We start from the raw sequence: 23,451 nt of genomic DNA, 5'->3' as shown, positions 1-23,451 counted from the left end.
GGTCGGGGAACCGCTTGAGGAACCGCTTGAGGAACTCATGACGGTGCTCCCTTCGTGCCGAGTGGGGACGAGGCCTTCGTGTCGAAGGCCTCGAAGGCCTCGAAGGCCTTGAGCCGGTCGAGGACCTTGTCGGCGGTCGGGGCCGCCATCTTGTCCACGAGGCGGCCGTCGGCCAGGAAGACGACCTCGTCGGCGTGGGCGGCGGCCACCGGGTCGTGGGTGACCATGACGACCGTGCGGTCCATCTGCCGCACCGCGCGGCCGAGGAGACGCAACACCTCTTCGCCGGAGCGCGAGTCGAGGTTTCCGGTCGGTTCGTCGGCGAAGACGACGTCGGGCCGTCCGGCGAACGCCCGTGCCACGGCGACGCGTTGCTGCTGTCCGCCCGAGAGCTCGGCGGGCCGGTGGTGGAGCCGGTCGCGCAGCCCCACGACGTCGATGAGGGCGTCGGTCCACTCCGCTGACGCATCGTCATCACGCCTGCCGGCGAGGTCCATCGGGAGCGTGATGTTCTCGGCCACGGTCAGCGTCGGCACCAGGTTGAAGGCCTGGAAGACGAAGCCGATACGGTCGCGGCGCAGCAGCGTGAGGCGTCGGTCGTCGAGCGCGCCGAGGTCGGTGTCGCCGATGTGCGCGACGCCCGAGGTGAGGGTGTCGAGACCCGCTGCGCAGTGCATCAGGGTGGACTTGCCCGAGCCCGACGGGCCCATGATCGCGGTGAACCGTCCGGCGGGAAAGCCGACGCTCACCCCGTCCAGGGCCCGTACGGCGGTGTCGCCGCTGCCGTAGACCTTGACGGCCTCGGTGACGCGGGCGGCGTCGCGGGTGGCGGTGCCGCGCTCTCCGGTCGCGGTGGTCATGCCGCACCACCCTTGGAGGTACGCCCGAACTCCTCGTTCAGGACGGACAGGCGCCGCCAGTACTCGTCCTCGTCGATCTCGCCGGAGGCGAAGCGACGGCCGAGGACGGCGATGGGCGAGTTCTCGTCGATGCGGTCGACGCGGTCGATGCGTACGTCGTGCTCGCCGCCGCCCCGCTGCCATGGCGCCCGGCGGCCACGCCAGACGGTGCGGCGCAGGAAGGTGATGCCGCCGATCACGACGGCCGCCCAGATGAGCGGGAAGAACAGGATCCACGGGCCGGGGCCGCCGTCGAAGTGAGCCAGGGTGTTCATGGTGTCCATCTCCTCGGGAGCGGGGTGGGTTGGTGCGATGCGTTGGTGCGATGCGTTGGTGCGATGACTCGAGAGTCGCGCTCCGAGGGGGTCCGGGTCGTCGTACGGCCAGCGGCAGTGCGTGTACCACTGCGGGAGTACGTGGGGGCTGCGGGGCTGCTCCCGGCGGGGACGGGGCGGGGTCACGGGCGGGGTCACGGGCGGGGCGAACGGCCGTGTACGGCGGTGTACGGCCGTGTCTAGATTTCTGTACCTACTAGTATGTACAGTGGGTGCATGAGCACCCCGGAGCGCCTGATCGAGTCCACCCGCGAACTGCTGTGGGAGCGCGGCTACGTGGGCACGAGCCCCAAGGCGATCCAGCAGCACGCGGGCGCCGGGCAGGGCAGCATGTACCACCACTTCACCGGGAAACCCGACCTCGCACTCGCCGCGATCCGGCGCACGGCACAGGAGATGCGCGCCACGGCCGACAGCCTGCTGGGCGGTACCGGATCGGCGTACGAGCGCATCGAGGCGTATCTGCTGCGCGAGCGCGACGTGCTGCGCGGCTGCCCGGTCGGGCGGCTGACGATGGATCCGGAGGTCGTCGCGAGCGACGAGCTGCGCGCACCCGTCACCGAGACGCTCGACTGGCTGCGCGGGCGGATCACCGGAATCGTCGAAGAGGACCAGGAGCGGGGGGAGTTCGCCGCCACGCTCGACGCGCGGGCGATCGCCGCGGCGGTCGTCGCGACGGTCCAGGGCGGCTACGTGCTGGCCCGCGCCTCGGGGTCGCCCGCGGCGTTCGACACCGGCGTACGAGGGCTGCTGGCACTCCTGTTCGCCGCCACGACTCCCACTCCGTAACCCCCGCCACCCCTCCTCGGTCACCGCCCCTCCCCCGCAAAGGACTTGAAGAGCCGTGCACATCACCCGCAACCGCCCCGACAGCCAGGCGGGCTCCGCCGAGAACTTCACCGGCACGGTGTGGCTGGACGAGATCGCCGCACCTCCGGCCCCTTCGCGGCTACGGATGTTCAACGTCCACTTCGCCCCCGGAGCCCACACCGCCTGGCACCGCCACCCGCACGGCCAAGTCCTGCACGTCCTGGAGGGCGACGGCCTGGTGCAGCGCAAGGGCGGCGAGGCGGAGGTCATCCGCGCGGGCGACACCGTGTGGATCGCGCCGGACGAATGGCACTGGCACGGCGCCGCGCCCCGCACCTTCATGACCCACCTCGCGGTCGTCGAGGCGGCGGACGACGGCACGACCACGCACTGGGACGCGCGCGTGGGCGCGGACGAGTACCCGTCGGCTTGAGCCCGAGGAGCGAACCACCATGCACGCGATGCAGTACGAGATCACGCTTCCGGCCGACTACGACATGGCCGTCATCCGCCACCGGGTGGCGACCAAGGGCCACTTGCTGGACGACTACCCGGGCCTCGGCGCCAAGGCGTACCTGATCCGTGAGCGCGGGGTCGACGACTCCCCCGTGAACCAGTACGCACCGTTCTACCTCTGGAACACCCCCGAGGGCATGAACTCCTTCCTCTGGGGGCCCGGTTTCCAGGGCATTGTCGACGACTTCGGGCGGCCGGAGGTGCAGCACTGGACGGGTCTCGCCTTCGCCGAGGGGACGGCATCGGGTGCACCCGCGAGGTCTGCCGTACGACGCCGGATCCCCATCCCGGCCGGGGCCCGCCTCGGCACCTTCGCCACCGAACTAGCTGACGAGACAGCGCAGTTGGCAGGCCGTGGTGGCGCCGTGTATGCCGCGGCGGCGATCGACCCGCGCACCTGGGAGGCACTGCTCTTCTCCGCCTGGGACCACGAATCCGACGCCCCCAAGGGGGAGGGAGAGGTGTTCCAGATCCTGCATGTGTCCGCGCCGGAGCGGGGCTTCCTCACGCGGGGGCAGCAATGGTGAGCACAGCTGCAACGGTTCGCACGGTCCTGGGAGACGTAGCACCCGAGGCCCTCGGCGTCTGCGACGCCCACGACCACCTTTTCCTGACGAGCCCTCAACTGCCCGGCCAGGAGCTGGACTCAGCCACCGCCGCGACACAGGAGCTGTCGGCATTCCGGGAGGCGGGCGGCGAGAGCCTGATCCAGTGGACACCGCACGGGATGGGGCGTCACACGGGCGACCTGCCCTTGCTGTCCCGAACGTCCGGAGTGCGCATCGTCGCAGCCACGGGCCTGCATCAAGCGGCGAACTACACACAGGAGTTCCTGGCCCGCCTCCGTACCGAAGGGCTCGCAGACGTCTTCGTGCGGGAGTTGACGACGGGCATCGCCCACACCGGCGTACGGGCGGGCCTGATAAAGGTCGCGGGCGGCTTCCACCGCCTTGACGCGCATGCCCGCTGGACGATGGAAGCGGCGGCCGGGGCCCACCACGCGACCGGCGCTCCCATCGCCGTCCACCTGGAGCTTGGCACGGGCGCGCTGGACGTACTCGACCTGCTCTGCGGGGAGTTGGGCGTACCCCCGGCGAAGGTGATCCTCGGGCACCTGAACCGCTCCCCCGACCTCACGGTCCACCACCAGGCCGCCGAAGCCGGCGCCTACCTCGCCTTCGACGGCCCGTCCCGCGCCAACCACGCCACGGACTGGCGCATGCCCGAAGCCGTGCGGGCCCTGGCAGAGGCAGGCTTCACGGACCAGCTGCTCCTGGGCGGCGACACGACGACGTCCGGGGCGCGCGCGGTGAACGGCGGCCCTGGCCTGCCGCACCTGCTGGGCGGGGTGCGGCGACGGCTCGAACTCGCCGCGGGGAAGGACGTGGTGGAGCGGATGCTGACGGTGAATGCGGGGCGGGCGTTCGCGGTGGAGTGGGCGTAGGAAGTGGGCCTTAGGCAGCGACCGTAGGAAGTCGCCGTAGGAAGTCGCCGTAGGAAGTGACCCGCCCTCGCGGCTCGCGCGGGCCGGGTGGCCTGCTCAGACGGTCGCGGTCCGGAAGTCCGCCATCAAGTGCGCGAGCAACCGGCCCGGCGCGTCGTCCTGGATCGTGTGGCCCGCGCCGTCCACCCAGGTCAGTTCCGCGTGCGGCATCCGCTCGTGCAGGAACTCGGCGAACTCCGGTGGCAGCAGGCGGTCTTCGCGGCCCCAGATGATGCGGGTCGGTACGGTCACCTTGCCGAGGAGAGGCTCCAGTTCGTCCGTCTGGGACTGGGCGAACTGGCGATACTGACGGTAGAAGGCCGCCTGCCCCTCCGTGCCTCGCCATGGGTCGACGTACGCATCCAGGACGCCCGGCTTGTAGCCGGTGTGCGTGGCGTGACGGAGGTGGCCGGCCACCAGTGACTCGTGGGCGTAGTCGGGGAGTTGCTCGAATACGTGCGCGTTCTCGCGGATGAGCTTGAAGTATCCCGTCCCCCACGCGCCCCCGCCGACCGCGTCCACCAGCGTGAGGTCAGCGAACTCCGCACCTTCCAGGAGCAGGGCCCGCAGCGCCACCGCCCCGCCCACGTCGTGCGCGACGACACCAGGGCGGGACAGGCCCCAGTGCGCGAGGAGGCGGGCGAAGATCCTGCCCTGCGCCGCAAGGCCGACATCCTGCCCCTCCCGCTGCTCCGACTGCCCGAAGCCGAGCAGGTCCCATACGTAGACCTTGCGCGTGCGGGCCAGGGCAGGGGCGATCTCGCGCCAGATGTACGACGAGAACGGCGACCCGTGAAGGAGTACCAGCGGACCCAGCGGACCCAGCGGATCCAGCGGATCGCCGCCGCCGTCCTCACCGAGCGATGCCCACCTCACGTACCCGTCCGGCGTCTCGAACTTCTCCCCCAAGTGCCACGTCATCAAGTACCTCCCACTGCTGGTGCGGTCCCGCTCCGGCGTCTCTCGCCTCGGGGTTCGACGTTACCAGTAGAAGCGGTTAAGGGGTAACGTACGAATTCGCGTATTGCACTGGTCGTTCCAAAACCTGTACCGTACCGACATGGCCCGACCGAGAACCTTCGACGAGGAACGGGCCCTGGACGCGGCGATGCACGCCTTCTGGGCGAATGGCTACGAGGCCACCTCGACCCAGGACCTGTGCGACGCCACCGGCCTGGGTCGCAGCAGCATCTACAACACCTTCAGCAGCAAGCACGAGCTGTTCACGCGAGCCCTCGCCCGGTACATCGACTCCATGACCTCCGTCCAGGTCGAGATCCTGGAGGACACCGAGCGGTCCCCGATGGAGCGCCTTCGCGCCCTGTTCGCCCGAGTCGTGGACTCCGAGTTCGAGTGCCGCGAGGACGGGCACAGCATCGGCTGCCTGACCGTCAACACGACCGTGGAGCTCGCCGGGCGCGACCCCGAGGCCGCCGAGCTGCTCGCGCGCGATCTCGCGGTGCGACTGGCCGCCATCGGCGCCGTCATCCGTGCGGGACAGAGCGGCGGCGACATCGCTTCCACGCGGGACGCGGGCGACCTGGCCCGTTTCCTCAACGCCGTCATCGGCGGCATGCGGATCTCGGCGCAGGGGGGCGCGGATCGCGCCGCACTGACCGCCATCACCGAGACCGCCCTGGATGCGCTGACTCCGATTCCCGCTCCCTGACCGTCGAGTCGAGCCGCCGCGGCCGCCACGGCCGCCACCCCCGACGCCCTCATCGCCCCCATCACCCCTTCAGCGGCCGATCGGCCGACCTGCTGAACCGGCCGACCTGCCGAACCAGCTCACTCGCCTTGCCCCCGCACGCCTGCGTTTTGCACTGACCAATCCATAACGTACGACCTCCTCATCACCCCGCCCCTCCCCCCTGAACAGGAGCCCCCATGCCCCGCGCCGTCTACCTCCTGGCCCTCGGCATCTTCGCCATGGTGACCAGTGAATTCGTGGTCGCCGGCCTGATGCCGCAGATGGCCGACGGGCTCGATGCCACGATTCCGGAGATCGGCTACCTGATCACCGCCTTCGCCGCAGCGATGGCCTTCGGCGGCCCTGTCCTCACCGTCGCGTTGCTGAGAATGCGTCAGAAGACGGCGCTGATAGTCCTGTTCGGCATCTTCCTTGCAGGCAACGTCCTGGCCGCCCTCGCCCCGGACTACCGCACCATGCTGGTGGCCCGCGTCATCACCGGCATCGCGTCACAGGCCTTCTTCGGCATCTCCATCTCCCTGTGCGCACAACTGACCCGGCCCGAAGTGCGGGGCAGGGCCATCGCGGTGGCCCTCAACGGGCTGATGCTGGGCACGCTCCTCGGTCTTCCGCTCTCCACCGTCATCGGTGAACACCTGGGCTGGCGTGCCGCGTTCTGGGCCATCACCGGGCTGACCGTTCTCGCCGCGCTCGCCACTCTCGTCGGGGTGCCGCGCATCGAGCGCGCCGACGACGGCGGCAACCTCCGCCAGGAGCTGGGTGCCTTCAGCAACCCGCGGCTCTGGCTGACGCTCACCACCAGCACCTTCGTCATCGGCGCCACGTTCTCCGCCTTCAGCTATCTCAACCCGATCCTCACCGAGGTCACCGGTTTCTCCACGGGCACCGTCCCCTTGCTGCTCATCGCGTACGGTGCGGCCACCGTCATCGGCAACACCGTCGTCGGCCGGTTCGCGGACAAGCGCACCGTTCCGGTCCTGCTCACCGGCTTGCTGCTCAACCTGGCGTTTCTCGCCGGGTTCGCCGTCTTCGCCCAACTGAGCGTGGCCGCGGTGGTGTTGATGATGGGCATCGGCCTGGTCGGGGTCACCATGAACCCGGCCCTGGTGACCCGCGTACAGCGCACGGGCAATGCCCGGCCGCTGGTCAACACCGTCCACTCCTCGTTCATCACGCTGGGCATCATCATCGCGACGTCCGTCGGCGGACCTGCCATCGATACGTTCGGCCTGCGGGCGCCGCTCTGGATCGGCGCCGCCCTCGCCGCGCTCGGTCTCCTCACCCTGGTGCCCGACCTGAAGCGGCTGCGCAAGCGCGATCACGTCCGAACTCCCGCCGCCACATCGGCAGTTGCACCGTCGAATCCGGCCACGGAGTCGAACCCGGCCTCGCAGGAGTGCGCCTCCGTCTAGCCGAGCACCCCGAGGGGGTCGTCGAGCACGGGCTGCCAGGCCAGCTCGGCGGCTCCCACCAGGCTGTTGTGGTCCAGCGTGCAGGCCAGGATCGGTACGCCCCCGCTGCGTCCCCACAGGCTCCGGTCGGCGACGACGGCACGCAGCCGCTCGGGGTCGGCCTCCAGGAGCGCGCGGTGCAGGCCGCCCAGGATGATGCGGTCCGGGTTGAGGATGTTCACCAGGCCCGCGAGCCCCAGACCGAGGCGGTCGATGAGCTCCTCGGCCGCGGCGCGGACCGACGGGTCCTGGCCCGCGTCGCGGAGCAGTTCGCGGGCCTGCAGCAGCAAACCCTCGGGGCCCGGCTCGCGGCCCGCCGCGGTGAGGAAGGCCAGCGGGTCCGTCTCGACGTCCAGGCAGCCCCGGCTTCCGCAGTGGCAGGGGCGGCCCTCCGGATTGACCGTGAGGTGGCCGACTTCGAGCGCGAGGCCCGAACTGCCCGTGTGCAGGCGGCCGTCGAGCACAAGCGCTCCGCCGACTCCGCGGTGCCCGGTCGCGACGCACAGCAGATCGCGGGCTCCGCGCCCGGCGCCGTGCCGGTGCTCGGCGAGCGCGGCGAGGTTGACGTCGTTGGCGGCGAACGCGGGTCCCGTGATGCCCGCGTCCCGTACGCAGTCGGCGAAGATCTGGCGGACCTGCGAGCCTGCGGGCCACGCCAGGTGCAGCGGGTTGAGAGCGGTTCCCTCCGGTTCGGCGACGGCCGAAGGCACCGCGAGGCCCGCGCCCACACACCGCCTGCCCGTCTCCCGCAGCAGCTGCGCACCCGCGTCGATGACCGAGCCGAGCACCTGGGCCGGGTCGGCGTCGATCGTCTCGCAGCCGGGGGCGGTGGCGACGATCCGGCCGCCGAGGCCGACGAGGGCGGCGCGGAATCCGTCGGAGTGCACCTGCGCGGCGAGCGCCACCGGTCCGTCCTCCGCGATCGACAGTCCGTGCGAGGGGCGGCCCTGGGAGCCCGCGGGCGCGCTCGGCCGCGCGTCGATCCTGATCAGACCGAGCGCTTCCAGCTCGGCGGCGACGGCTCCGGCCGTGGCACGGGTGACGCCGAGTTCGGCGGTGAGTACGGCACGGGTGGGGGCGCGCCCGGTATGGACGAGCTCAAGGGCGGGCCCGAGCGCGCCGCGCCCGCGCTCCAGGCGCGTACGCGTGGACAGATCCCCCTCGGTACGGGAGGCAGCCTTGCCGTTCATGAGGGCGAGTCTCCCATGATCCGTACGCCGCCTCGCCGTTCACCGGCCATCTGCGCGTGCACCGCCCTTCCGCCACCCTTCCCCTGCCACGCCACGAGAACCCGAGCCGCCCTTCCCCACCGCCCCGCAGGAACCGCCGCTCACCGGTGACCCCCGCCTCACGGAATCTGTCTTGTACGCCACGGGTGCGCACCTCTACCCTGACTTTGTGCCGCTCCTAAACAAAACCACGTCCGCAGCGTCGCGGGCCACTCCCCCGGGCCTCGCCCGGCTCCGTGTCGCACTCACCGTCTTCTTCGCGCTCGACGGCTTCATCTTCGCCGGATGGGTCGTCCGCATCCCCGCCATCAAGGAACAGACCGGCGCCTCGGCGAGCGACCTGGGCCTCGCGCTGCTCGGGGTGTCCGCCGGCGCCGTGATCACGATGACGCTCACCGGACGGCTCTGCCGCCGCTTCGGCAGCCATCCGGTGACCGTGGCCTGCGGAGTGCTGCTGCCGCTGAGCATCGCGCTGCCGCCGCTGACGCATTCGGCACTCTCGCTCGGCCTCGTACTCCTGGTGTTCGGGGCCGCTTACGGCGGGATCAACGTGGCGATGAACAGCGCCGCCGTCGACCTGGTGGCCGCCCTGCGGCGCCCGATCATGCCCAGCTTCCACGCTGCGTTCAGCCTGGGCGGCATGGTCGGCGCCGGGCTGGGCGGGCTCATCGCAGCCTCCCTCTCCCCCACGCGCCACCTGCTCGGCCTCACCGTCATCGGCCTGCTCGTCACCGCCGTGGCGGGGCGCGCACTCCTGCGCCTCGAAGTGCCCGTGCCTCCGGCTGACCGCAAGGACGCGGACGGCACCCCCAAGCGCCTCGACAGCCGCGCCCGCCGCCTGGTCATCGTCTTCGGCCTCATCGCTCTCTGCACCGCCTTCGGCGAAGGCGCACTCGCCGACTGGGGCGCCCTCCACCTCGAACAGGACCTCGCCGCCCACCCCGGCCTCGCCGCCGCCGGCTACTCCTGCTTCGCCCTCGCCATGACCATCGGCCGACTCAGCGGAACGACCCTCCTCGAACGCCTCGGCCAGACCCCGATACTCGTCGCCGGCGGCACCACAGCAGCCGTCGGCATGCTCCTGGGCGCACTCGCCCCCACCATCTGGCTGGCGCTCCTCGGCTTCGCCATCACCGGCCTCGGACTCGCCAACATCTTCCCCGTGGCCGTCGAACGCGCCGGCGCGATGGCAGGCCCCAACGGCGTCGCCACCGCCTCCACACTCGGCTACGGCGGCATGCTCCTCGGACCACCCGCCATCGGCTTCATGGCCGACTGGTTCACCCTCCCCATCGCCCTCACCAGCGTCGCAATACTGGCAGCAGTCGCCGCCCTCATCGGATACACCACCCGCCGCTGAACTGCCCACGCCGAGCCGCGCGGGCAGGCGGCGAGATGAATGCGACGCATCTCCTATCAGCCACGTACTTCGCAGATAGGATCCGCAGGTCGTCGTACCGGGGAGGGACCATGGCAGAGGGTCAAGAAGTCACCGACAAGAGCACGGAAGTTGCCGCCGCCGCCGATGCCGTGGGCGAGGCTGTGCAGCTGGTGTACCGCCCGCAGCCCGCCGACACACTGGTCGGTCTGCGGGTCCGGCAGCGGATCAAGCGGTGGGGGCTGGTGCTGCGGATCGTGTTCCTCGTGCTGTGGGTGGGGCAGTGGCTGCTGGCCACCCTGAGCCGGGGCGGTGTCGACGTGATCGCCACCGTTCTGTTCCTGCTCGTCGTCCTGCTGGTGGGCGGCTACCCGCGGCTCCAGGCCGCCCAGGTGCAGCGGATCGTCGGATGGCAGGGCGAGTACCGCACGACCGTGTCCTCGGCAGGCATCACCACCAGCGGCGACCACAGCACCCTCATCCAGAAGTGGTCGGTCCTCCAGGGCTACCGGGAGACGCCTGGCCACTTCGTGCTGCTCAGCAGGGACCCCAACATCCTGTGCGTCGAGGTCCTGCCGAAGCACGGGCTGAGCACGGCCGACGACGTCGACCGGCTGCGGGCCCTCTTGGACCGGCACACAACCCGCGTCTGACGTAAGCGCGTAAGCGCGTACGGGCATACGGGCATACGGGCATACGGGCATACGCGGAAGAGATCACACCGGGCTGAACCGCACGAACACCCCCCGCCCCCGCTACCGCAGAAGAGGCGTCAGCAAGCGAGGTGTGCGGTCCTCGATGGCCTGCGCCGCGTCCAGGATGCGCTCCTCCGCGTACCGGCCGCCGATGAGTTGGACGCTGACCGGCAGTCCCTCGCTCAGTGACGACGGGACGGTGACCGCCGGGAAGCCCAGGACCGGGACGGCCGTCATCGGCCACATGGCGGCGACCAGTTCCGCCGCGCGCTCGGGGCTCGCCAGGTCCGCGTCCTGTTCGAACGGCAGCTCGGCGGAGACGGGCGTGAGCAGGATGCGGTGGGTGCCCAGGAGTTGCTGTAGCCGGGTGATGAGAGAGGCGCGGCGTGCCCAGCCCTCGATGTACGCGTCCAGGGACGGGCGCTCGCCCCAGATCGCCGCCGCCGCGCCGAAGGAGTACTCCAGCGAGGTGCGGATGTCGTCGTCGCCGACCTCGTTCACCAGCGGCAGCATCGGGCGGAAGTCCTCGTAGATCAGCAGTGCCCAGATGCGCGCGGCCTCGGCGAGCAGCGGCAGTTCGTCGAGTTCCTCGACCTCGTGCCCGGCGTCCGCGAGCCGGGCGGCGGCGTCGGTGACGGCCTGCTCGACGGCGGGGTGGTTCTTGACGGTGCCGATGCCGCGCACCACGGTGACCTTGGCCTTGACGCCCTCCGGGAGCCGGGCGGGCGCGGCGGGGATGCCGTACGGATCGCGCAGATCAGGGGTGGTCATGACGTCCAGCGCGAGCCGGGCGTCGGCCACCGTCCTGGCCAACGGCCCCTCGACGGCGCACGCCTGCACGGTGGGCGGGAAGTCGATCTGTCTCCTGCCCGCGGGAGTGTCGGCGTACGCGGGCGGCATCCAGCCGGAGACGCGGCCGACGGTGGGCCGGATGCCGACCACGCCGCAGCAGGCCGCCGGGTAGCGGATCGAACCGCCGATGTCGTTGCCCTGCGCGATCGGTGTCATGCCTGCGGCGAGGCTGCTGGAGGCGCCGCCGCTGGAGCCGCCGGGTGTGCGGCCCTCGTCCCAGGGGTTGAGGGTGCGGCCGTGGAGGTCGTTGGTGGAGAACCAACGGTAGGAGAAGGCGGGGGCGTTGCTCCGGCCCAGGAGGACCGCGCCGGATTGCCGCAGGGCCGTGACGCAGGCGGCGTCCCCCTCCGCGGGACGGCCGGCGAGGGCGGCCACTCCGTGGCTGGTGGCGAAGCCGCGCTGATCCGTATTGATTTTGGTGGACACCGGTACGCCGTGCAGCGGGCCGAGTTCGTCCCCCGCGGCGACGGCCTGGTCGGCTCGGCCCGCATCGGCCAGCGCCTCGTCGGGGCGGAGGTCGACCAGCGCCCTGAGCCGCGGGTTGGTCTCCTCGATGCGCTCGAGACAGGACCGTACGACCTCCGTGGACGAGACCTCGCGCCTGCGGATGGCGTCGGCCAGATCGGTGGCGCTGCGCTGCCACAACTCGGCAGCCGGGTTCGGGGTTTCCATGATCGCCTCTCGCCTCTGAAGAAGTCTGAAGAAGGTCTGAAGAACTCTGAAGAAGGGGGCGCCCGCACCCGGGAGACTGCCCGGCCGTGCGGAAGCACGGCGGACGTCCGCGCCGCGCAAAAATCAAACGCCGTAATACAACGGCGTTTTATTGAACCCCAGACTCATGTCCGCCACCCCGCTTGTCAAGGGCAGACCAGGATCGCCGCCCTCACTCCTCCGTCGCACCCTCAGGTGCCTCAGGCGCCCCGCCCTGGAGCAGGTCGACCGCCGCAAGGACGGCCCGCGCGCCCCGCTCGTCCGACCAGCTTTCGGGGTCCTCCAGGGTGGACAGCCAGTACCCGCGGAACAGCAGATGCAGGATGTCCGCCGCGAGCGCGGGGGCGGGGGTGCCCGCGGCGACGGTCACCTCCTCCAGCTCGTCGCGCTGGGCGCGCGCCACCGTCCGGACCCGGTCGACCTCGCGCCCCGCGTCGGCGCCCGCCCCGACGATCTCCATCAGGAGACGGCGCATCACCTCGTCGTCGTCCGCGGTGGTGCACATCCACCGCGCGAACGCCGCAAGGCGCTCGGCGCCTTGGGTCCCCTCCAGGACGCCCTCGACCTCGCGCCCCCACTCCTCCTCCGCGTGCCGCATCGCGTTGACCATCAGGTCGGAGCGGCTCGGGACGTAGTTGGTGACCATGGCCGTCGAGCCGCCGAGCTGTTGTGCGACGGCGCGGATGGTCACGGCGCGCACGCCACGCTCGCGGGCCACCCGGATGGTGGCGGCGGCGATCTCGTCGAGCCGCTGGGCTGTGTCTACCTCGATCGGCATGTCATCGACCTCAATACGGAGTGTTGACGCGGTGGCGAACTGCTGCAATGTTGTCATACAACAGCGTTACACAACATTGTTGTATCTCGTTGCCGTATCTCATCTGGTCTCATCTGGTCTCATCTGGCTGGAGAAGCTCCCATGCCTTTCACCTTCGAGCGGATCGGCGCGGCACCCCCCGCCGACGACGCCCGGCAGTACATGGCCCGCATGCGCGACGGCGTGCGGCTCGCCACCGATGTCTATCTCCCCGCCGACGCCGAACGGCAGGGCGACGACGCGACGTTCCCCGCGGTGCTCGTGCGTCTGCCGTACGACAAGAACAGCCGCTACGTGTACTTCGACCGCATCGCGCGCCTGTTCACCGCCCGCGGCTACGCGGTGGTGGTGCAGGACGTGCGCGGAAAGTTTCGCTCGGGCGGCAGCACGGTGCCCTTCCTGCACGAGACGCAGGACGGCTACGAAGCCATCGACTGGATCGTCCACCAGGCCTGGTCGGACGGCCGAGTGGGCATGTTCGGCGACTCCTATTACGGGTTCACCCAGTGGGCCGCCGTCGCCGCCCAGCATCCGGCGCTGCGGGCGATCGTGCCGCGGGTGACCGCGGCGGACTTCAACACGATCTGGCAGCCCGAGGGGCAGAGCGCGCCGGTGTGGCTGGAGGGCGTCGAGTACTTCGCCCACCACTGGGTGGACAACGATTCGTACGAGTACCGGATCGACCGCTCCGGACGGCCCGTCATCGAGCAGTACGAGGAGGCGTTCCGCGCGATCGGCGCCCGCTCCCTGTGGTTCGATCTGCTGGCGCCCCGGCAGGCCGGTCTGTCGACGCAGCCGGGACTGCACCCCTTCGACGCCCGGCCGGTACCGGTGCTGCACTGCGTGGGGTGGTTCGACAACATCGTCACCGCGCACATGCGGGACTACATGGAACTGGCCTCGCGGCCCGGCTGGGACGCCGTCCAGTACCTCTGGGCCGGGGCGGTCGACCACGAGAACTACCGCCTGGCGCAGGCGCCGGTCAGCGACGAGGACGACCACAACACCAATGAGGACGCCCTCGCCCGGATGCTGCCGGACTACGCGAATCCGGCCATCGACTTCTTCGACGTGTTCCTGAAGGGCGTACGTCCGGTGTCCGCGCTGTCCAAGGTGACGTGGGAGCTCGGCCATGCGGGCTGGCGCACCTCGGCCGCCTGGCCGCCGGCCGACGCCACCGCGCGCACCTTCTGGCTCACCGGATCGCCCGGCGCGGGCGGCCCGCTGCCGGGCGCCCTGCTCGCCGACGCTCCCGGCGAGGACGAGCAGAGCGCGCAGTGGACGCACGATCCGGACGCCCCTGTGCCCTCGCTGGTCGACGACTCGTTCGCCTATCTGCACAGCTACCCGGACCTCGCTCCGGTCGCCGCCCGCGACGACGTACTCGTCTTCTCGGCGCCCGTCCTCACCGAGCCCCTGGACCTCGCGGGTCCGGTCGGCGTCGACCTCCATGTCACCGGCACCGCCCCGGAGTTCGACGTCTTCGCCAAGGTCGTCGACCTCGGTCCCGACGGGCGGGCGCACCAGATCGCGCGGGGCCAGGTGTCCGTGCGCGCGGACGGCACGGCCGACGAGATCCATCTCGACCTCGGGCACACCGGCTACCGGCTGCGACCCGGGCACCGCATCGCCCTGATCGTGGCCGGCAGCGACCATCCCCTGTTCCTGCCCACCCCGGGGACCGGCGAGAACCCCTGGACCGCGCTCACCGCCAAGCCCAGCACCCAGACCCTGCACACCGGCGGCACCTGCCCGTCCCGGCTGACTGTCACGGTCGCGCCCACGACCGGCATCTGAACCACCGCAAGCACCACCGGGACCCCAATCCGCGAACCGACTCCTCCGAGGAGCTCCCTCATGAAGGCTCCCAGAACCACCGCCCCGGCCGCCGGCGCCCTGTGCGTCCTGCTCACCGCGACCGCCTGTACGTCGGGTTCCGATGCCGATCCGGCACCGCGCACCCAGAAACTCACCATGACCACGCCCGCCGCGACGGGCGCCCTCGACCACGTCACGTGGAACTTGCCGATGGGTGAGCCCAGGACGCTGGATTCGGCGAAGGTCGCCGACTATTCGCCGAGCACCGTCAAGGCCAACCTCTGCGACTCCTTGCTGCGGCTGAAGCCCGACTACTCCACGTCGCCCGGCCTCGCCTCCTCCTGGAGCCGCCCGAACGACACCACCCTGGTCCTCAACCTCCGCAAGGGCGTGAAGTTCTGGAACGGGCACGCCATGACCGCCGACGACGTGGTCAGCAGCCTGCGGCGACAGGGGGACCCCGCGACACAGAGCGTCAACGCGAGTCTCCTCGCCCATGTGAAGACGATCACCGCGACCAGTCCGCACCAGGTGACCGTCCGGTTCAAGACCCCCGACGAGATGTTCCTCAAGGGGCTGGCGACCAGCTTCGGCACCGTCAACGAAGCCGCGTACGTGAAGAAGGCCGGACGCTCCTACGGGAGCGCCAAGGGCGGCCTGATGTGCACGGGACCGTTCGAGCTGACGTCCTGGAAGCCCGGCGAGTCCATCACCGCCACCCGCAACGCGGACTACTGGGACACCTCCCTGCGCCCCAAGACCAAGACGCTGACCTTCAAGTTCATCACCGACGGCTCCACGCTCACCAGCGCCCTGCTGTCCGGTGAGGTCGACGGCAGTTACGAGATCAGCTCGGCCGGTGCCCGCGCCCTCAAGTCGTCCGACGTCGGAACGCTCCACTACGGGCCTTCGGCGCAGACGAACTTCATCGCCGCGATCGGCGAGGACTCACCGCTGGCCGACCACAAGATCGCCGAGGCCCTCTCGCTCGTACTCGACCGGGACGATCTGATCAAGAACGTGTACGCCGGCGCCGCGCAGAAGCTCAAGACCTTCATCCCGCCGCTGGTGTGGCAGCACGGCGAGGCCGCCGATCTCTACGCCAAGGGGCACGACGCGCTGCCCGCCGTCCCCGAGGTCGACGTCGCCAAGGCCAAGAAGCTGGTGGGCCAGGCCCGCAGCGAGCGGCGCACGCTCACCGTCGCCACGGCGGCGGGGGACCAGCAGTCGCAGCAGACGCTCACGTTCCTCCAGGCGGGCGCGGAGCGGATCGGTCTGAAGATCGTCATCAAGCAGTTGCAGCCGACGCAGATGTCCGGTCTCTTCTTCGACGCCTCGCTCCGCAAGGGCCTGGACGCGACCATGGTCCTCGGGTACGTCGAGATCCCCGACCCGATCTCGTACGCCCAGCTCCTCACCGACCCCAAGTCCCTCTTCAATTGGACCAACTACCGTAACCCCAAGGTGACTTCACTGCTCGGGCAGGCCCAGGCCACGATGCGCCCCGAGAAGTCGGCCCAGCTGTTCACCCAGGCACAGGAGCGCTACAGCACGGACCTGCCCGTGGTCCCGCTGGCCTCCCCGCACGAGCGGCTGTTCCTCAACAAGCGGCTCAGCGGCGCCCCTTCGTCCTTCGCCTACATCAACATGCCGTGGGCGGCCCACCTGGGCGGCACCGGCAAGGGCACCTCGTGATAGCCCGCTTCGTCGCCCGGCGGGCGGCGACCCTGATGGTGACCCTGCTGATCGCGAGCATCGCCATCTACGGCGCCCTGTTCCTGTCCCCCGGCGACCCGGCGACGCTGCTGGTCGGCGGGGGTAAGGAGCCAAGTCCCGGGCTGCTGGCGGAGATTCACCGCCAGTACCACCTGGACGATCCGTTCCTGGAGAGCTACTGGCGCTGGCTGACCGGCATGGTGCGGGGCGACGCGGGTCAGTCCCTCAGCTACCAAGACTCCGTCACCCATCTGCTGGCCGCCCGGATCGGCAACACCGTCTTCCTCATCGCCTACGCCGCCCTGCTCATCGTCGTCTTCGGCGTCGCCCTCGGCGCCCTGGCCGCCCTGCGCGGCAAGTGGGTCGACACGGCGGTGACGGTGCTCTCCACGACCCTCATGGCGGTGCCGGTCTTCGTCATGGCGGTCCTGCTGACCTGGGGGCTCGCCGTGCGCCTGGGCTGGTTCCCGGCCTACGGGTCCGGCGCGGGCTTCGGCGACCGCCTGGAACACCTCACCCTGCCCGCCCTGGCGCTCGCCGCGTCGTGGCTGGCGTACGTAGCCCAGGTGTCCCGGGCCGCGATCCGCGCCGAACTGGTCTCCGAGCATGTTCAGACCGCCCGCGGCCGTGGCATCAGGGAGCGCGTCATCGTCCGCAAGCACATCCTGCGCAATGCCTCCGCGCCGATCGTCTCCGTGTCGGGGGTGGCCGTGGCGGGCCTGATCGCGGGCTCGTCGATCGTGGAGCAGGCCTTCGGTCTCAACGGCGTCGGCGCTCTGCTGATCCAGAGCGCCGCCAAGCAGGACCTGGCCGTGGTGCAGGCCCTCGCGCTGCTCACCGTGGTGGCGTTCGCCCTGATCAACACCGCCGTGGACGTGCTCAGCGCCGCACTCGACCATCGCGTTCCGCTGGGAGGAAGCCGGTGAGCACCTATCAGTTGGCCTCCGCGGCGGGCGACCGGCTCCCGCTCGGCCGGGTCCGCGCCCTCGCCCGCGGCCAGGCGGGGCCGATCGCCGCCGGGGCCGTCGTCGCACTGGTGGTCCTCGCCGCCGTGTTCGCCCCGCTGCTCGCGCCGTACGACCCCAACGCCGTTGATCCCCTTGCCGTTTCGCGGGGCAGCTCGGCGGCGCACTGGCTCGGCACGGACGACACGGGGCGCGACATCCTGTCGCGGCTCCTGTACGGCGCGCGGCCCAGCCTCCTCGCCCCTGCCCTCATCACCCTGATCGCGGGCCTGGTCGGCACGGCGCTCGCGGTCTCGGCGGCCTGGCTCGGCGGCTGGTACGACCGGGCCGTCTCCGCCTTCCTCGACCTCGTCTTCGGCTTCCCCGGGCTCGTCCTCGCCGTGGTGGGCGCGGCGGTCTTCGGGGCGGGCCTGGACATCGCCGTCGTCACCCTCTCCCTCGCCTATCTGCCGTACATCGCCCGCATCGTGCGCGGTGCGGCGCTGCGCGAGCGCTCACTGCCGTACGTCTCCGCGCTCGGCATGCTCGGGCTGTCCGGCCGCCGGATCTGTCTGCGCCACCTGCTGCCGAACCTGCTGCCGCTCATCCTCGTGCAGGCGACGACCTCGTTCGGCTACACGATGCTCGACGTGGCGGCGTTCTCCTTCATCGGACTCGGCACCCAACCACCCACCGCCGAATGGGGGTTGATGGTGGCGAACGGCGCCCCGGGCATCATCGGCGGACAGCCCGAACAGTCCTTGTACGCGGGCCTGGTCATCGTCGTCTTCGTCATCGCCTGCAATCTGCTCGGCGGCGGACTGTCCCGCCGGCTCCTTGGAGAGGACCGGTGAACCGCGTGGGGACTTCCCTCCTCGAGTTCGACGGGCTGCACATCACCCTGCCCGTCAAGGGCGCACACCGTACGGTCATCCACCGCGTGGACCTCACCGTGCCGACGGGCAGCGCCGTGGGTCTGGTGGGCGAGTCCGGTTCGGGCAAGTCGCTCACCGCCCGTTCGGTGCTGCGTCTGCTGCCGCCCGGCGCCCGGGTCGGCGGGGACGTCCGCTTCGACGGCTCCTCGGTCTCCGCCATGGATCCGGCTGCGCTGCGTACGCTGCGCAGCCGCGAAGTGGCGATGATCTTCCAGGATCCGCGGGCGCACATCAATCCGCTGCGCACCGTCGGCGACTTCCTCACCGAGGGCCTGGTCACCACGCGCGGCGAGCGTCGCGGAGCCGCCGAGGCGCGCGCGAGTGACCTGCTGCGCGAGGTCGGCATCGCCGACGCGCCCCGGCGGCTGCGGCAGCGCCCGGCCGAGCTGTCCGGCGGGCTGCTGCAACGCGTGATGATCGCCGCCGCCCTGATCACGGAGCCCCGGCTGCTGCTCGCGGACGAGCCGACCACGGCCCTGGACGTCACCACGCAGGCCGAGGTCATGGCGGTCATCGACGAGGCCCGGGTCCAGCGGGGGCTCGCGATGCTGTTCATCACCCACGACCTGGCGCTGGCATCGGCCGTCTGCGACCGCATCGCGGTCATGTACGCGGGCTCGGTGGTCGAGCAGGTGCCCGCCGCGCTCCTGTACGACGGGTCCTGCCACCCGTACACCCGGGCTCTCCTGGCCTCCCGGCCCGATCCGGGGGCGGGCGCCCAGCCGTTGCGCGCGATCGGGGGCAGGCCGCTGTCGGCGTCCGAAGCCGGTCCCGGCTGTGCGTTCGCGCCTCGTTGTCCGGCGGCCCAGGACCTGTGCACGGCCGAGCGCCCGCTGCCGGAGCCGACCGGCGAGGGCCGTGCCGCCTGCCATTTCCCCCGCCTCGCGCACGAAGGAGCGCCCGGCACGGACAGGAGAACACGCCATGTCTGACACCAGCGTCCCACCGGCCTCTGACACCAGCGTCCCTCCCGCCCTGGAGGCGGTCGGCCTGCGCAAGACGTTCGGGGACTTCGTCGCGATCGACGGCGTCGATCTGTCCCTCGCCGCCGGTGCGTCGCTCGCCGTGGTCGGCGAGTCCGGGTCGGGCAAGACCACCACGGCCCGCATGGTCGCTGGGCTCGAAGCGCCGACCGCGGGCGACGTCCGGTGGAACGGCCGCCCGCTGCCGGGCCGCCGGGCCCGCAAGGCCGTACGCAGGAGTTTCGCGCGGGACGTCCAGATGGTCTTCCAGGATCCGTACGCCTCCCTGGACCGCCATCAGGCCGTCGACGACAGCATCAGCGAGGTCCTGGCACACCACACCGACCTGCGCGGCGGCGCGCTGGCCCGGCGCACCACCGAACTGCTCGACCAGGTGGGGCTCACCTCGGGCCAGGCGCGGTCGCTGCCCCGCGCCCTGTCGGGAGGCCAGCGCCAACGCGTCGCCATCGCCCGCGCGGTGGCCGTGCGGCCGCGCGTCCTGGTGCTCGACGAGGCGGTCGCCGCGCTGGACGTGTCCGTACAGGCCCAGATCGTCACCCTGCTGCGGGACCTGCGCGAACAGTCCGGCATCGCCTACCTGTTCATCACCCACGACCTCGGCATCGTCCAGCACATCTGCGAGGACATCGTGGTGATGCACCGCGGCCGGATCGTCGAGCGGGGGCGCACCGTCTCCGTGCTCGAACGGCCCAAGGCCCCGTACACCCGCAAGCTGATCGACTCGGTGCCGCGCCGGGGCTGGGCCCCGAAACGCGCCGCCACCGCATGACGCCCCACCGGCCCGACCGGAACATCCGCCCCCTGCTCGATGGAGTTATGCCATGTCCTTCTCCCCCGCCCTGACCTACGCGTTCGAGATCCGCGCCCGCCTGGCCGAGTCCCTGCACATCGGCCACGGCGAGGGCGAGGTCACCGAGTTCACCCCGATCGTCGGCGGCACCGTGGACGGCCCGCTGCTGCGCGGCACGGTCCTGGCGGGCGGCGGCGACTGGAGCAGTACGCGCGGCGAGGTCTGCCAGCTCGACGCGCGCTATCTGATCCAGGCCGACGACGGCGCCGTCATCGACATCGTCAACCGCGGCTACTACCACCCCGCCACCGACGGCCCCGACCAGCACGACGGCGACCTCCAGGTCAGCCACGCCGGTCACTACTACCGCACCTCCCCCGTCTTTCGCACCGACGCACCCGCGCACCGCTGGCTCGCCGAGACGGTCTTCGTGGGCCTGGCCCGGCCCGAGGGCGAGAACGCCGTCGCCATCCGCGTGTACGCACTCAGGTAGGCGAGGCCCGCGCGTCCTCGACCGCACCCCGTCCGGCACAATCCACCGTATGGAGATTGCCGAGCACCTCGAAGTTCTCGCCACGGAAGGCCAGTTGCTGGCGCGCGCCGCCGAAACGGCCGGGACGGGCGCCAAAGTACCCACCTGTCCCGACTGGACCGTGCGCGATCTGCTGCGGCACACGGGCGCGGTGCACCTCTGGGCCGCCGCGTACGTCGCCGAGGGGCAGACCTCACGGATGCCGCTGGGCGACCCGCCGGACCTGGACGGCGCCGCGCTGCTCGACTGGTACCGGCAGGCGCACGGCGGCCTGGTCACCACCCTGCGTGCCGCCTCCCCCGACGTGCAGTGCTGGGGGTTCTTCGCGGCGCCGTCCCCGCTCGCGTTCTGGGCGCGGCGGCAGGCGAACGAGACGGCGATCCACCGCGTGGACGCCGAGTCCGCGGTCGGCGGTGCTCCGTCGCCGGTCGGTACGGAGTTCGCGGCGGACGGGATCGACGAACTGCTCCTCGGATTCCACGCGCGCTCGCGCAGCAGGGTGCGTACGCAGGAGCCGAAGGTGCTGCGTGTGCGGGCGACGGACGCCGACGCCGTGTGGACCGTACGTCTCTCGCAGGAGCCGCCCGCCACGGAGCGCGGCGACGAAGGCGACGCCGACTGCGAACTGTCGGGTCCGGCCGAGCACCTCTACCTCGCGCTGTGGAACCGCGCGCCGATCCCGCACGTCACCGGGGACACCGCGCTGGGCACGCTGTGGAGCGAGACGTCGGGGGTGTGACTCTGTTGGGGGTGCGCCTTGCCGGGGTGTGATCCTGCCGCCCCTGCGGGGGCGGCCCGCTACTCGGAGGCGCTCTCCACGAGCATCCGCCGCAGCACCGCTCGTTGCACCGGCCGCACGTCGGCGTGCAGGTGGCGGCCCTTGTCGGTGAGCACGACCCGGACCCCGCGCCGGTCCTCGCTGCACATGGCGCGCTCCACGAGGCCGTCCTTCTCCAGGCGGCCGATGAGGCGGGACAGCGCGCTCTGGCTCAGGTGCACCCGGCCCGCGATGTCCTGCACGCGGTAGGCGCAGTCACCGTCCTCCGCCGCACCCTCGGAGAGCACGTCGAGGACTTCGAAGTCGCTGGCCCCCAGGCCGTGCTCACGCAGGGCGCTGTCGAGTTCGCACAGAGTGCGTGCGTGCACCGCGAGGATGTCGCGCCATTGGTCCACGAGCCCTTGCTCGGCCTTTTTCGCCGCCATGACATCGCACGGTAGCAGAAATCCAGTCTTTGTTGCATCGGAATTAAATGCACTTGCACTCAATGCATGTGCATGTACTGTGCTCCGCATGACTTCTCCGCTCACAGCTGTCTCCGCGTCCCCGGAGCGCTGGTCCCCGCGCCTGTGGGGCACCCTCCTGGTGCTCTGCGCCGCGATGTTCCTCGACGCGCTCGACGTGTCGATGGTCGGCGTCGCCCTGCCCTCCATCGGCTCCGAGCTGAACCTCTCGACCTCGACCCTCCAGTGGGTCGTCAGCGGCTACATCCTCGGCTACGGCGGCCTCCTGCTCCTGGGTGGCCGTGCGGCCGACCTGCTCGGGCGGCGCCGGGTCTTCCTGATCGCCCTCGCCGTCTTCGCCCTCGCCTCGCTGCTCGGCGGGTTCGTCGACTCGGGTCCGCTGCTGATCGCCAGCCGCTTCATCAAGGGCCTGAGCGCCGCCTTCACCGCACCCGCCGGCCTCTCCATCATCACCACCACGTTCGCCGAGGGCCCGCTGCGCAACCGCGCGCTCACCATCTACACCACCTGCGCCGCCACCGGCTTCTCGATGGGCCTCGTCCTCTCCGGGCTGCTCACCGAGGCCAGTTGGCGCCTGACGATGCTGCTGCCCGCGCCCATCGCCGTCATCGCCCTGGTCGCCGGTCTCAAGCTGATCCCGCGCAGCCCCCGCGAGAAGAACACCGGCGGCTACGACGTACCGGGCGCCGTCACCGGCACGGCGGCGATGCTGCTGCTCGTCTTCACGGTCGTCGAGGCACCGGAGGCCGGCTGGACATCGGCCCGCACCCTCCTGTCGTTCCTCGCCGCGGCCGTGCTGCTCACCGTCTTCGTACGCATCGAACTGCGCACCGCGAGCCCGCTGATCCGACTCGGCGTCCTGCGCTCGGGTCCCCAACTGCGGGCCCAGATCGGCGCGATGACGTTCTTCGGCGGCTACGTCTCCTTCCAGTTCCTGGCCACCCAGTACTTCCAGACGCTGCTCGGCTGGTCCGCCCTGGAGACCGCGCTCGCCTTCCTGCCCGCGGGCGCACTGGTCGCCCTGTCGTCCACGAAGGTCGGTTCGGTGATCGACCGGTTCGGCACACCGCGGGTCATCGTGGCGGGCTTCGTCCTGCTCGTCGCCTCGTATGCGCTGTTCCTGCGGGTCAGCCTCACCCCGTCGTACGCCTCCATGGTCCTGCCGTCCATGATCCTGCTCGGCTTCGCGTGCGCCCTGGTCTTCCCCTCGCTCAACATCCAGGCCACCAACGGCGTGCACGACGACGAACAGGGCATGGTCTCGGGCCTCCTGAACACCTCGATCCAGGTGGGCGGCGCGATCTTCCTCGCCGTCGTCACGGCAGTGATCACCGCGTCCTCCGACGGAGCCGACGCCTCGCCGCAGGCCGTCCTCGACAGCTACCGGCCCGGCCTGATCGTGGTCACGGCCATCGCGGTCGCCGGTCTGCTGATCACCCTCACCGGGCTGCGGAAGCGTCGCCCGCAGGAGACCGTCGTGGTCGTGAAGTCCGTACAGCACGAGGCGGACAAGGAGCCGGTGGCCGTCCACGACTGATCGATCGGACGCACCGTCAACACCCCTTCTCCGGCGGGCAGTTCCTTGCCCGCCGGAGGCGCACCCC

The 23,451-nt window shown here is 70.9% G+C and carries 24 protein-coding genes; 17 read left to right on the top strand and 7 right to left on the bottom strand.

Going from position 1 to position 23,451, the window contains the following annotated elements:
• Positions 1–35 precede the first annotated feature (35 nt).
• Both ACFUPX_RS13295 and ACFUPX_RS13290 read right to left on the bottom strand, forming a co-directional pair.
• Complete coding sequence (locus ACFUPX_RS13295) at positions 36–860, bottom strand: ABC transporter ATP-binding protein (RefSeq protein ID WP_383320416.1); 825 nt, start codon at positions 858–860, stop codon at positions 36–38.
• The gene (locus ACFUPX_RS13290) at positions 857–1,174 is read right to left on the bottom strand and encodes an SHOCT domain-containing protein (RefSeq protein ID WP_383320414.1); all 318 of its coding nucleotides are present in this window, start codon (positions 1,172–1,174) and stop codon (positions 857–859) included. The genes ACFUPX_RS13295 and ACFUPX_RS13290 overlap by 4 nt, the downstream gene beginning before the upstream one ends.
• 276 nt (positions 1,175–1,450) lie before the next feature.
• Between ACFUPX_RS13290 and ACFUPX_RS13285 the strand changes: the two genes are divergently transcribed.
• The 4 genes from ACFUPX_RS13285 to ACFUPX_RS13270 are packed head-to-tail and all read left to right on the top strand — an operon-like array spanning position 1,451 to position 4,004.
• Positions 1,451–2,023 carry a TetR/AcrR family transcriptional regulator gene (locus ACFUPX_RS13285; RefSeq protein WP_383320412.1) on the top strand — a complete coding sequence of 191 codons (573 nt, stop codon included), beginning with the start codon at positions 1,451–1,453 and terminating at the stop codon, positions 2,021–2,023.
• A gap of 55 nt (positions 2,024–2,078) precedes the next feature.
• On the top strand, positions 2,079–2,477 hold the full coding sequence (locus ACFUPX_RS13280) for a cupin domain-containing protein (protein WP_383320410.1): 399 nt from the start codon (positions 2,079–2,081) through the stop codon (positions 2,475–2,477).
• A 19-nt stretch (positions 2,478–2,496) separates the two neighbouring features.
• On the top strand, positions 2,497–3,087 hold the full coding sequence (locus ACFUPX_RS13275; protein WP_383320408.1) for a DUF4865 family protein: 591 nt from the start codon (positions 2,497–2,499) through the stop codon (positions 3,085–3,087).
• Positions 3,081–4,004 (top strand): phosphotriesterase, encoded by a 924-nt coding sequence (locus tag ACFUPX_RS13270; protein WP_383320406.1) that lies wholly within the window; start codon positions 3,081–3,083, stop codon positions 4,002–4,004. Before ACFUPX_RS13275 ends, ACFUPX_RS13270 begins: the two co-directional genes overlap by 7 nt.
• A gap of 96 nt (positions 4,005–4,100) precedes the next feature.
• On the opposite strand, the gene ACFUPX_RS13265 is transcribed toward ACFUPX_RS13270, so the two are convergent.
• Positions 4,101–4,964 carry an alpha/beta fold hydrolase gene (locus ACFUPX_RS13265; protein ID WP_383320404.1) on the bottom strand — a complete coding sequence of 288 codons (864 nt, stop codon included), beginning with the start codon at positions 4,962–4,964 and terminating at the stop codon, positions 4,101–4,103.
• A 139-nt stretch (positions 4,965–5,103) separates the two neighbouring features.
• On the opposite strand from ACFUPX_RS13265, the gene ACFUPX_RS13260 reads away from it, so the two are divergent.
• Both ACFUPX_RS13260 and ACFUPX_RS13255 read left to right on the top strand, forming a co-directional pair.
• Positions 5,104–5,712 (top strand): TetR/AcrR family transcriptional regulator, encoded by a 609-nt coding sequence (locus ACFUPX_RS13260; RefSeq protein WP_383320402.1) that lies wholly within the window; start codon positions 5,104–5,106, stop codon positions 5,710–5,712.
• 218 nt (positions 5,713–5,930) lie between these two features.
• The gene (locus ACFUPX_RS13255; protein ID WP_383320400.1) at positions 5,931–7,166 is read left to right on the top strand and encodes an MFS transporter; all 1,236 of its coding nucleotides are present in this window, start codon (positions 5,931–5,933) and stop codon (positions 7,164–7,166) included.
• Here ACFUPX_RS13255 and ACFUPX_RS13250 read toward each other — a convergent pair.
• The gene (locus tag ACFUPX_RS13250; RefSeq protein ID WP_383320398.1) at positions 7,163–8,395 is read right to left on the bottom strand and encodes an ROK family protein; all 1,233 of its coding nucleotides are present in this window, start codon (positions 8,393–8,395) and stop codon (positions 7,163–7,165) included. The genes ACFUPX_RS13255 and ACFUPX_RS13250 overlap by 4 nt on opposite strands.
• Before the next feature lie 208 nt (positions 8,396–8,603).
• On the opposite strand from ACFUPX_RS13250, the gene ACFUPX_RS13245 reads away from it, so the two are divergent.
• The gene (locus ACFUPX_RS13245) at positions 8,604–9,794 is read left to right on the top strand and encodes an MFS transporter (RefSeq protein WP_383320396.1); all 1,191 of its coding nucleotides are present in this window, start codon (positions 8,604–8,606) and stop codon (positions 9,792–9,794) included.
• Positions 9,795–9,904: 110 nt separating this feature from the next.
• Complete coding sequence (locus tag ACFUPX_RS13240; protein ID WP_383320394.1) at positions 9,905–10,465, top strand: YcxB family protein; 561 nt, start codon at positions 9,905–9,907, stop codon at positions 10,463–10,465.
• A gap of 102 nt (positions 10,466–10,567) precedes the next feature.
• On the opposite strand, the gene ACFUPX_RS13235 is transcribed toward ACFUPX_RS13240, so the two are convergent.
• A complete protein-coding gene (locus ACFUPX_RS13235; protein WP_383320392.1) occupies positions 10,568–12,031 on the bottom strand; it encodes an amidase in 1,464 nt (487 codons plus the stop codon).
• Between the two features lie 211 nt (positions 12,032–12,242).
• Positions 12,243–12,848: a TetR/AcrR family transcriptional regulator gene (locus ACFUPX_RS13230; RefSeq protein ID WP_383320390.1), complete on the bottom strand. Its 606-nt coding sequence runs from the start codon at positions 12,846–12,848 to the stop codon at positions 12,243–12,245.
• Between the two features lie 141 nt (positions 12,849–12,989).
• On the opposite strand from ACFUPX_RS13230, the gene ACFUPX_RS13225 reads away from it, so the two are divergent.
• Genes ACFUPX_RS13225 through ACFUPX_RS13190 form a run of 8 tightly spaced genes read left to right on the top strand, consistent with a single transcriptional unit; the run spans position 12,990 to position 21,344 of the window.
• Positions 12,990–14,684 carry a CocE/NonD family hydrolase gene (locus tag ACFUPX_RS13225; protein WP_383320388.1) on the top strand — a complete coding sequence of 565 codons (1,695 nt, stop codon included), beginning with the start codon at positions 12,990–12,992 and terminating at the stop codon, positions 14,682–14,684.
• A 60-nt stretch (positions 14,685–14,744) separates the two neighbouring features.
• Positions 14,745–16,400 carry an ABC transporter substrate-binding protein gene (locus ACFUPX_RS13220; RefSeq protein WP_383320386.1) on the top strand — a complete coding sequence of 552 codons (1,656 nt, stop codon included), beginning with the start codon at positions 14,745–14,747 and terminating at the stop codon, positions 16,398–16,400.
• Positions 16,397–17,347: an ABC transporter permease gene (locus ACFUPX_RS13215; protein WP_383320384.1), complete on the top strand. Its 951-nt coding sequence runs from the start codon at positions 16,397–16,399 to the stop codon at positions 17,345–17,347. Before ACFUPX_RS13220 ends, ACFUPX_RS13215 begins: the two co-directional genes overlap by 4 nt.
• Positions 17,344–18,219 (top strand): ABC transporter permease, encoded by an 876-nt coding sequence (locus ACFUPX_RS13210; RefSeq protein WP_383320382.1) that lies wholly within the window; start codon positions 17,344–17,346, stop codon positions 18,217–18,219. Before ACFUPX_RS13215 ends, ACFUPX_RS13210 begins: the two co-directional genes overlap by 4 nt.
• Before the next feature lie 5 nt (positions 18,220–18,224).
• Positions 18,225–19,232 (top strand): ABC transporter ATP-binding protein, encoded by a 1,008-nt coding sequence (locus ACFUPX_RS13205; protein ID WP_383320380.1) that lies wholly within the window; start codon positions 18,225–18,227, stop codon positions 19,230–19,232.
• Positions 19,225–20,052, top strand: a complete 828-nt coding sequence (locus ACFUPX_RS13200; protein WP_383320378.1) for an ABC transporter ATP-binding protein — start codon at positions 19,225–19,227, stop codon at positions 20,050–20,052. The genes ACFUPX_RS13205 and ACFUPX_RS13200 overlap by 8 nt, the downstream gene beginning before the upstream one ends.
• A 52-nt stretch (positions 20,053–20,104) precedes the next feature.
• Complete coding sequence (locus tag ACFUPX_RS13195) at positions 20,105–20,566, top strand: DUF3237 domain-containing protein (protein WP_383320376.1); 462 nt, start codon at positions 20,105–20,107, stop codon at positions 20,564–20,566.
• Between the two features lie 49 nt (positions 20,567–20,615).
• Positions 20,616–21,344, top strand: coding sequence for a maleylpyruvate isomerase family mycothiol-dependent enzyme (locus ACFUPX_RS13190; protein WP_383320374.1), 729 nt, complete (start codon positions 20,616–20,618; stop codon positions 21,342–21,344).
• 59 nt (positions 21,345–21,403) lie between these two features.
• Here the strand turns inward: ACFUPX_RS13190 and ACFUPX_RS13185 are convergent, their stop codons facing one another.
• Entirely contained in the window at positions 21,404–21,808 is a 405-nt protein-coding gene (locus ACFUPX_RS13185) for a MarR family winged helix-turn-helix transcriptional regulator (RefSeq protein WP_383320372.1), read from the bottom strand.
• Positions 21,809–21,896: 88 nt separating this feature from the next.
• Here ACFUPX_RS13185 and ACFUPX_RS13180 point away from each other — a divergent pair, with 88 nt between their 5' ends.
• Positions 21,897–23,384, top strand: a complete 1,488-nt coding sequence (locus ACFUPX_RS13180; RefSeq protein ID WP_383320370.1) for an MFS transporter — start codon at positions 21,897–21,899, stop codon at positions 23,382–23,384.
• The last annotated feature ends 67 nt before the right edge of the window (positions 23,385–23,451 follow it).

The sequence above is a fragment of the Streptomyces sp. NPDC057302 genome (genome assembly GCF_042667685.1).
GTDB lineage: Bacteria > Actinomycetota > Actinomycetes > Streptomycetales > Streptomycetaceae > Streptomyces.
The sequence above is the reverse complement of the archived record's forward strand: the minus strand, read 5'-3'. Positions and strand labels throughout refer to the sequence as shown.

Coding starts and splice junctions, on each gene's coding strand:
- ACFUPX_RS13250 (WP_383320398.1), bottom strand. CDS start 8,395: ATGAACGGCAAGGCTGCCTCCCGTACCGAGGGGGATCTGTCCACGCGT.
- ACFUPX_RS13260 (WP_383320402.1), top strand. CDS start 5,104: ATGGCCCGACCGAGAACCTTCGACGAGGAACGGGCCCTGGACGCGGCG.
- ACFUPX_RS13180 (WP_383320370.1), top strand. CDS start 21,897: ATGACTTCTCCGCTCACAGCTGTCTCCGCGTCCCCGGAGCGCTGGTCC.
- ACFUPX_RS13190 (WP_383320374.1), top strand. CDS start 20,616: ATGGAGATTGCCGAGCACCTCGAAGTTCTCGCCACGGAAGGCCAGTTG.
- ACFUPX_RS13185 (WP_383320372.1), bottom strand. CDS start 21,808: ATGGCGGCGAAAAAGGCCGAGCAAGGGCTCGTGGACCAATGGCGCGAC.
- ACFUPX_RS13200 (WP_383320378.1), top strand. CDS start 19,225: ATGTCTGACACCAGCGTCCCACCGGCCTCTGACACCAGCGTCCCTCCC.
- ACFUPX_RS13275 (WP_383320408.1), top strand. CDS start 2,497: ATGCACGCGATGCAGTACGAGATCACGCTTCCGGCCGACTACGACATG.
- ACFUPX_RS13240 (WP_383320394.1), top strand. CDS start 9,905: ATGGCAGAGGGTCAAGAAGTCACCGACAAGAGCACGGAAGTTGCCGCC.
- ACFUPX_RS13255 (WP_383320400.1), top strand. CDS start 5,931: ATGCCCCGCGCCGTCTACCTCCTGGCCCTCGGCATCTTCGCCATGGTG.
- ACFUPX_RS13220 (WP_383320386.1), top strand. CDS start 14,745: ATGAAGGCTCCCAGAACCACCGCCCCGGCCGCCGGCGCCCTGTGCGTC.
- ACFUPX_RS13225 (WP_383320388.1), top strand. CDS start 12,990: ATGCCTTTCACCTTCGAGCGGATCGGCGCGGCACCCCCCGCCGACGAC.
- ACFUPX_RS13290 (WP_383320414.1), bottom strand. CDS start 1,174: ATGAACACCCTGGCTCACTTCGACGGCGGCCCCGGCCCGTGGATCCTG.
- ACFUPX_RS13295 (WP_383320416.1), bottom strand. CDS start 860: ATGACCACCGCGACCGGAGAGCGCGGCACCGCCACCCGCGACGCCGCC.
- ACFUPX_RS13285 (WP_383320412.1), top strand. CDS start 1,451: ATGAGCACCCCGGAGCGCCTGATCGAGTCCACCCGCGAACTGCTGTGG.
- ACFUPX_RS13195 (WP_383320376.1), top strand. CDS start 20,105: ATGTCCTTCTCCCCCGCCCTGACCTACGCGTTCGAGATCCGCGCCCGC.
- ACFUPX_RS13270 (WP_383320406.1), top strand. CDS start 3,081: ATGGTGAGCACAGCTGCAACGGTTCGCACGGTCCTGGGAGACGTAGCA.
- ACFUPX_RS13230 (WP_383320390.1), bottom strand. CDS start 12,848: ATGCCGATCGAGGTAGACACAGCCCAGCGGCTCGACGAGATCGCCGCC.
- ACFUPX_RS13265 (WP_383320404.1), bottom strand. CDS start 4,964: ATGACGTGGCACTTGGGGGAGAAGTTCGAGACGCCGGACGGGTACGTG.
- ACFUPX_RS13235 (WP_383320392.1), bottom strand. CDS start 12,031: ATGGAAACCCCGAACCCGGCTGCCGAGTTGTGGCAGCGCAGCGCCACC.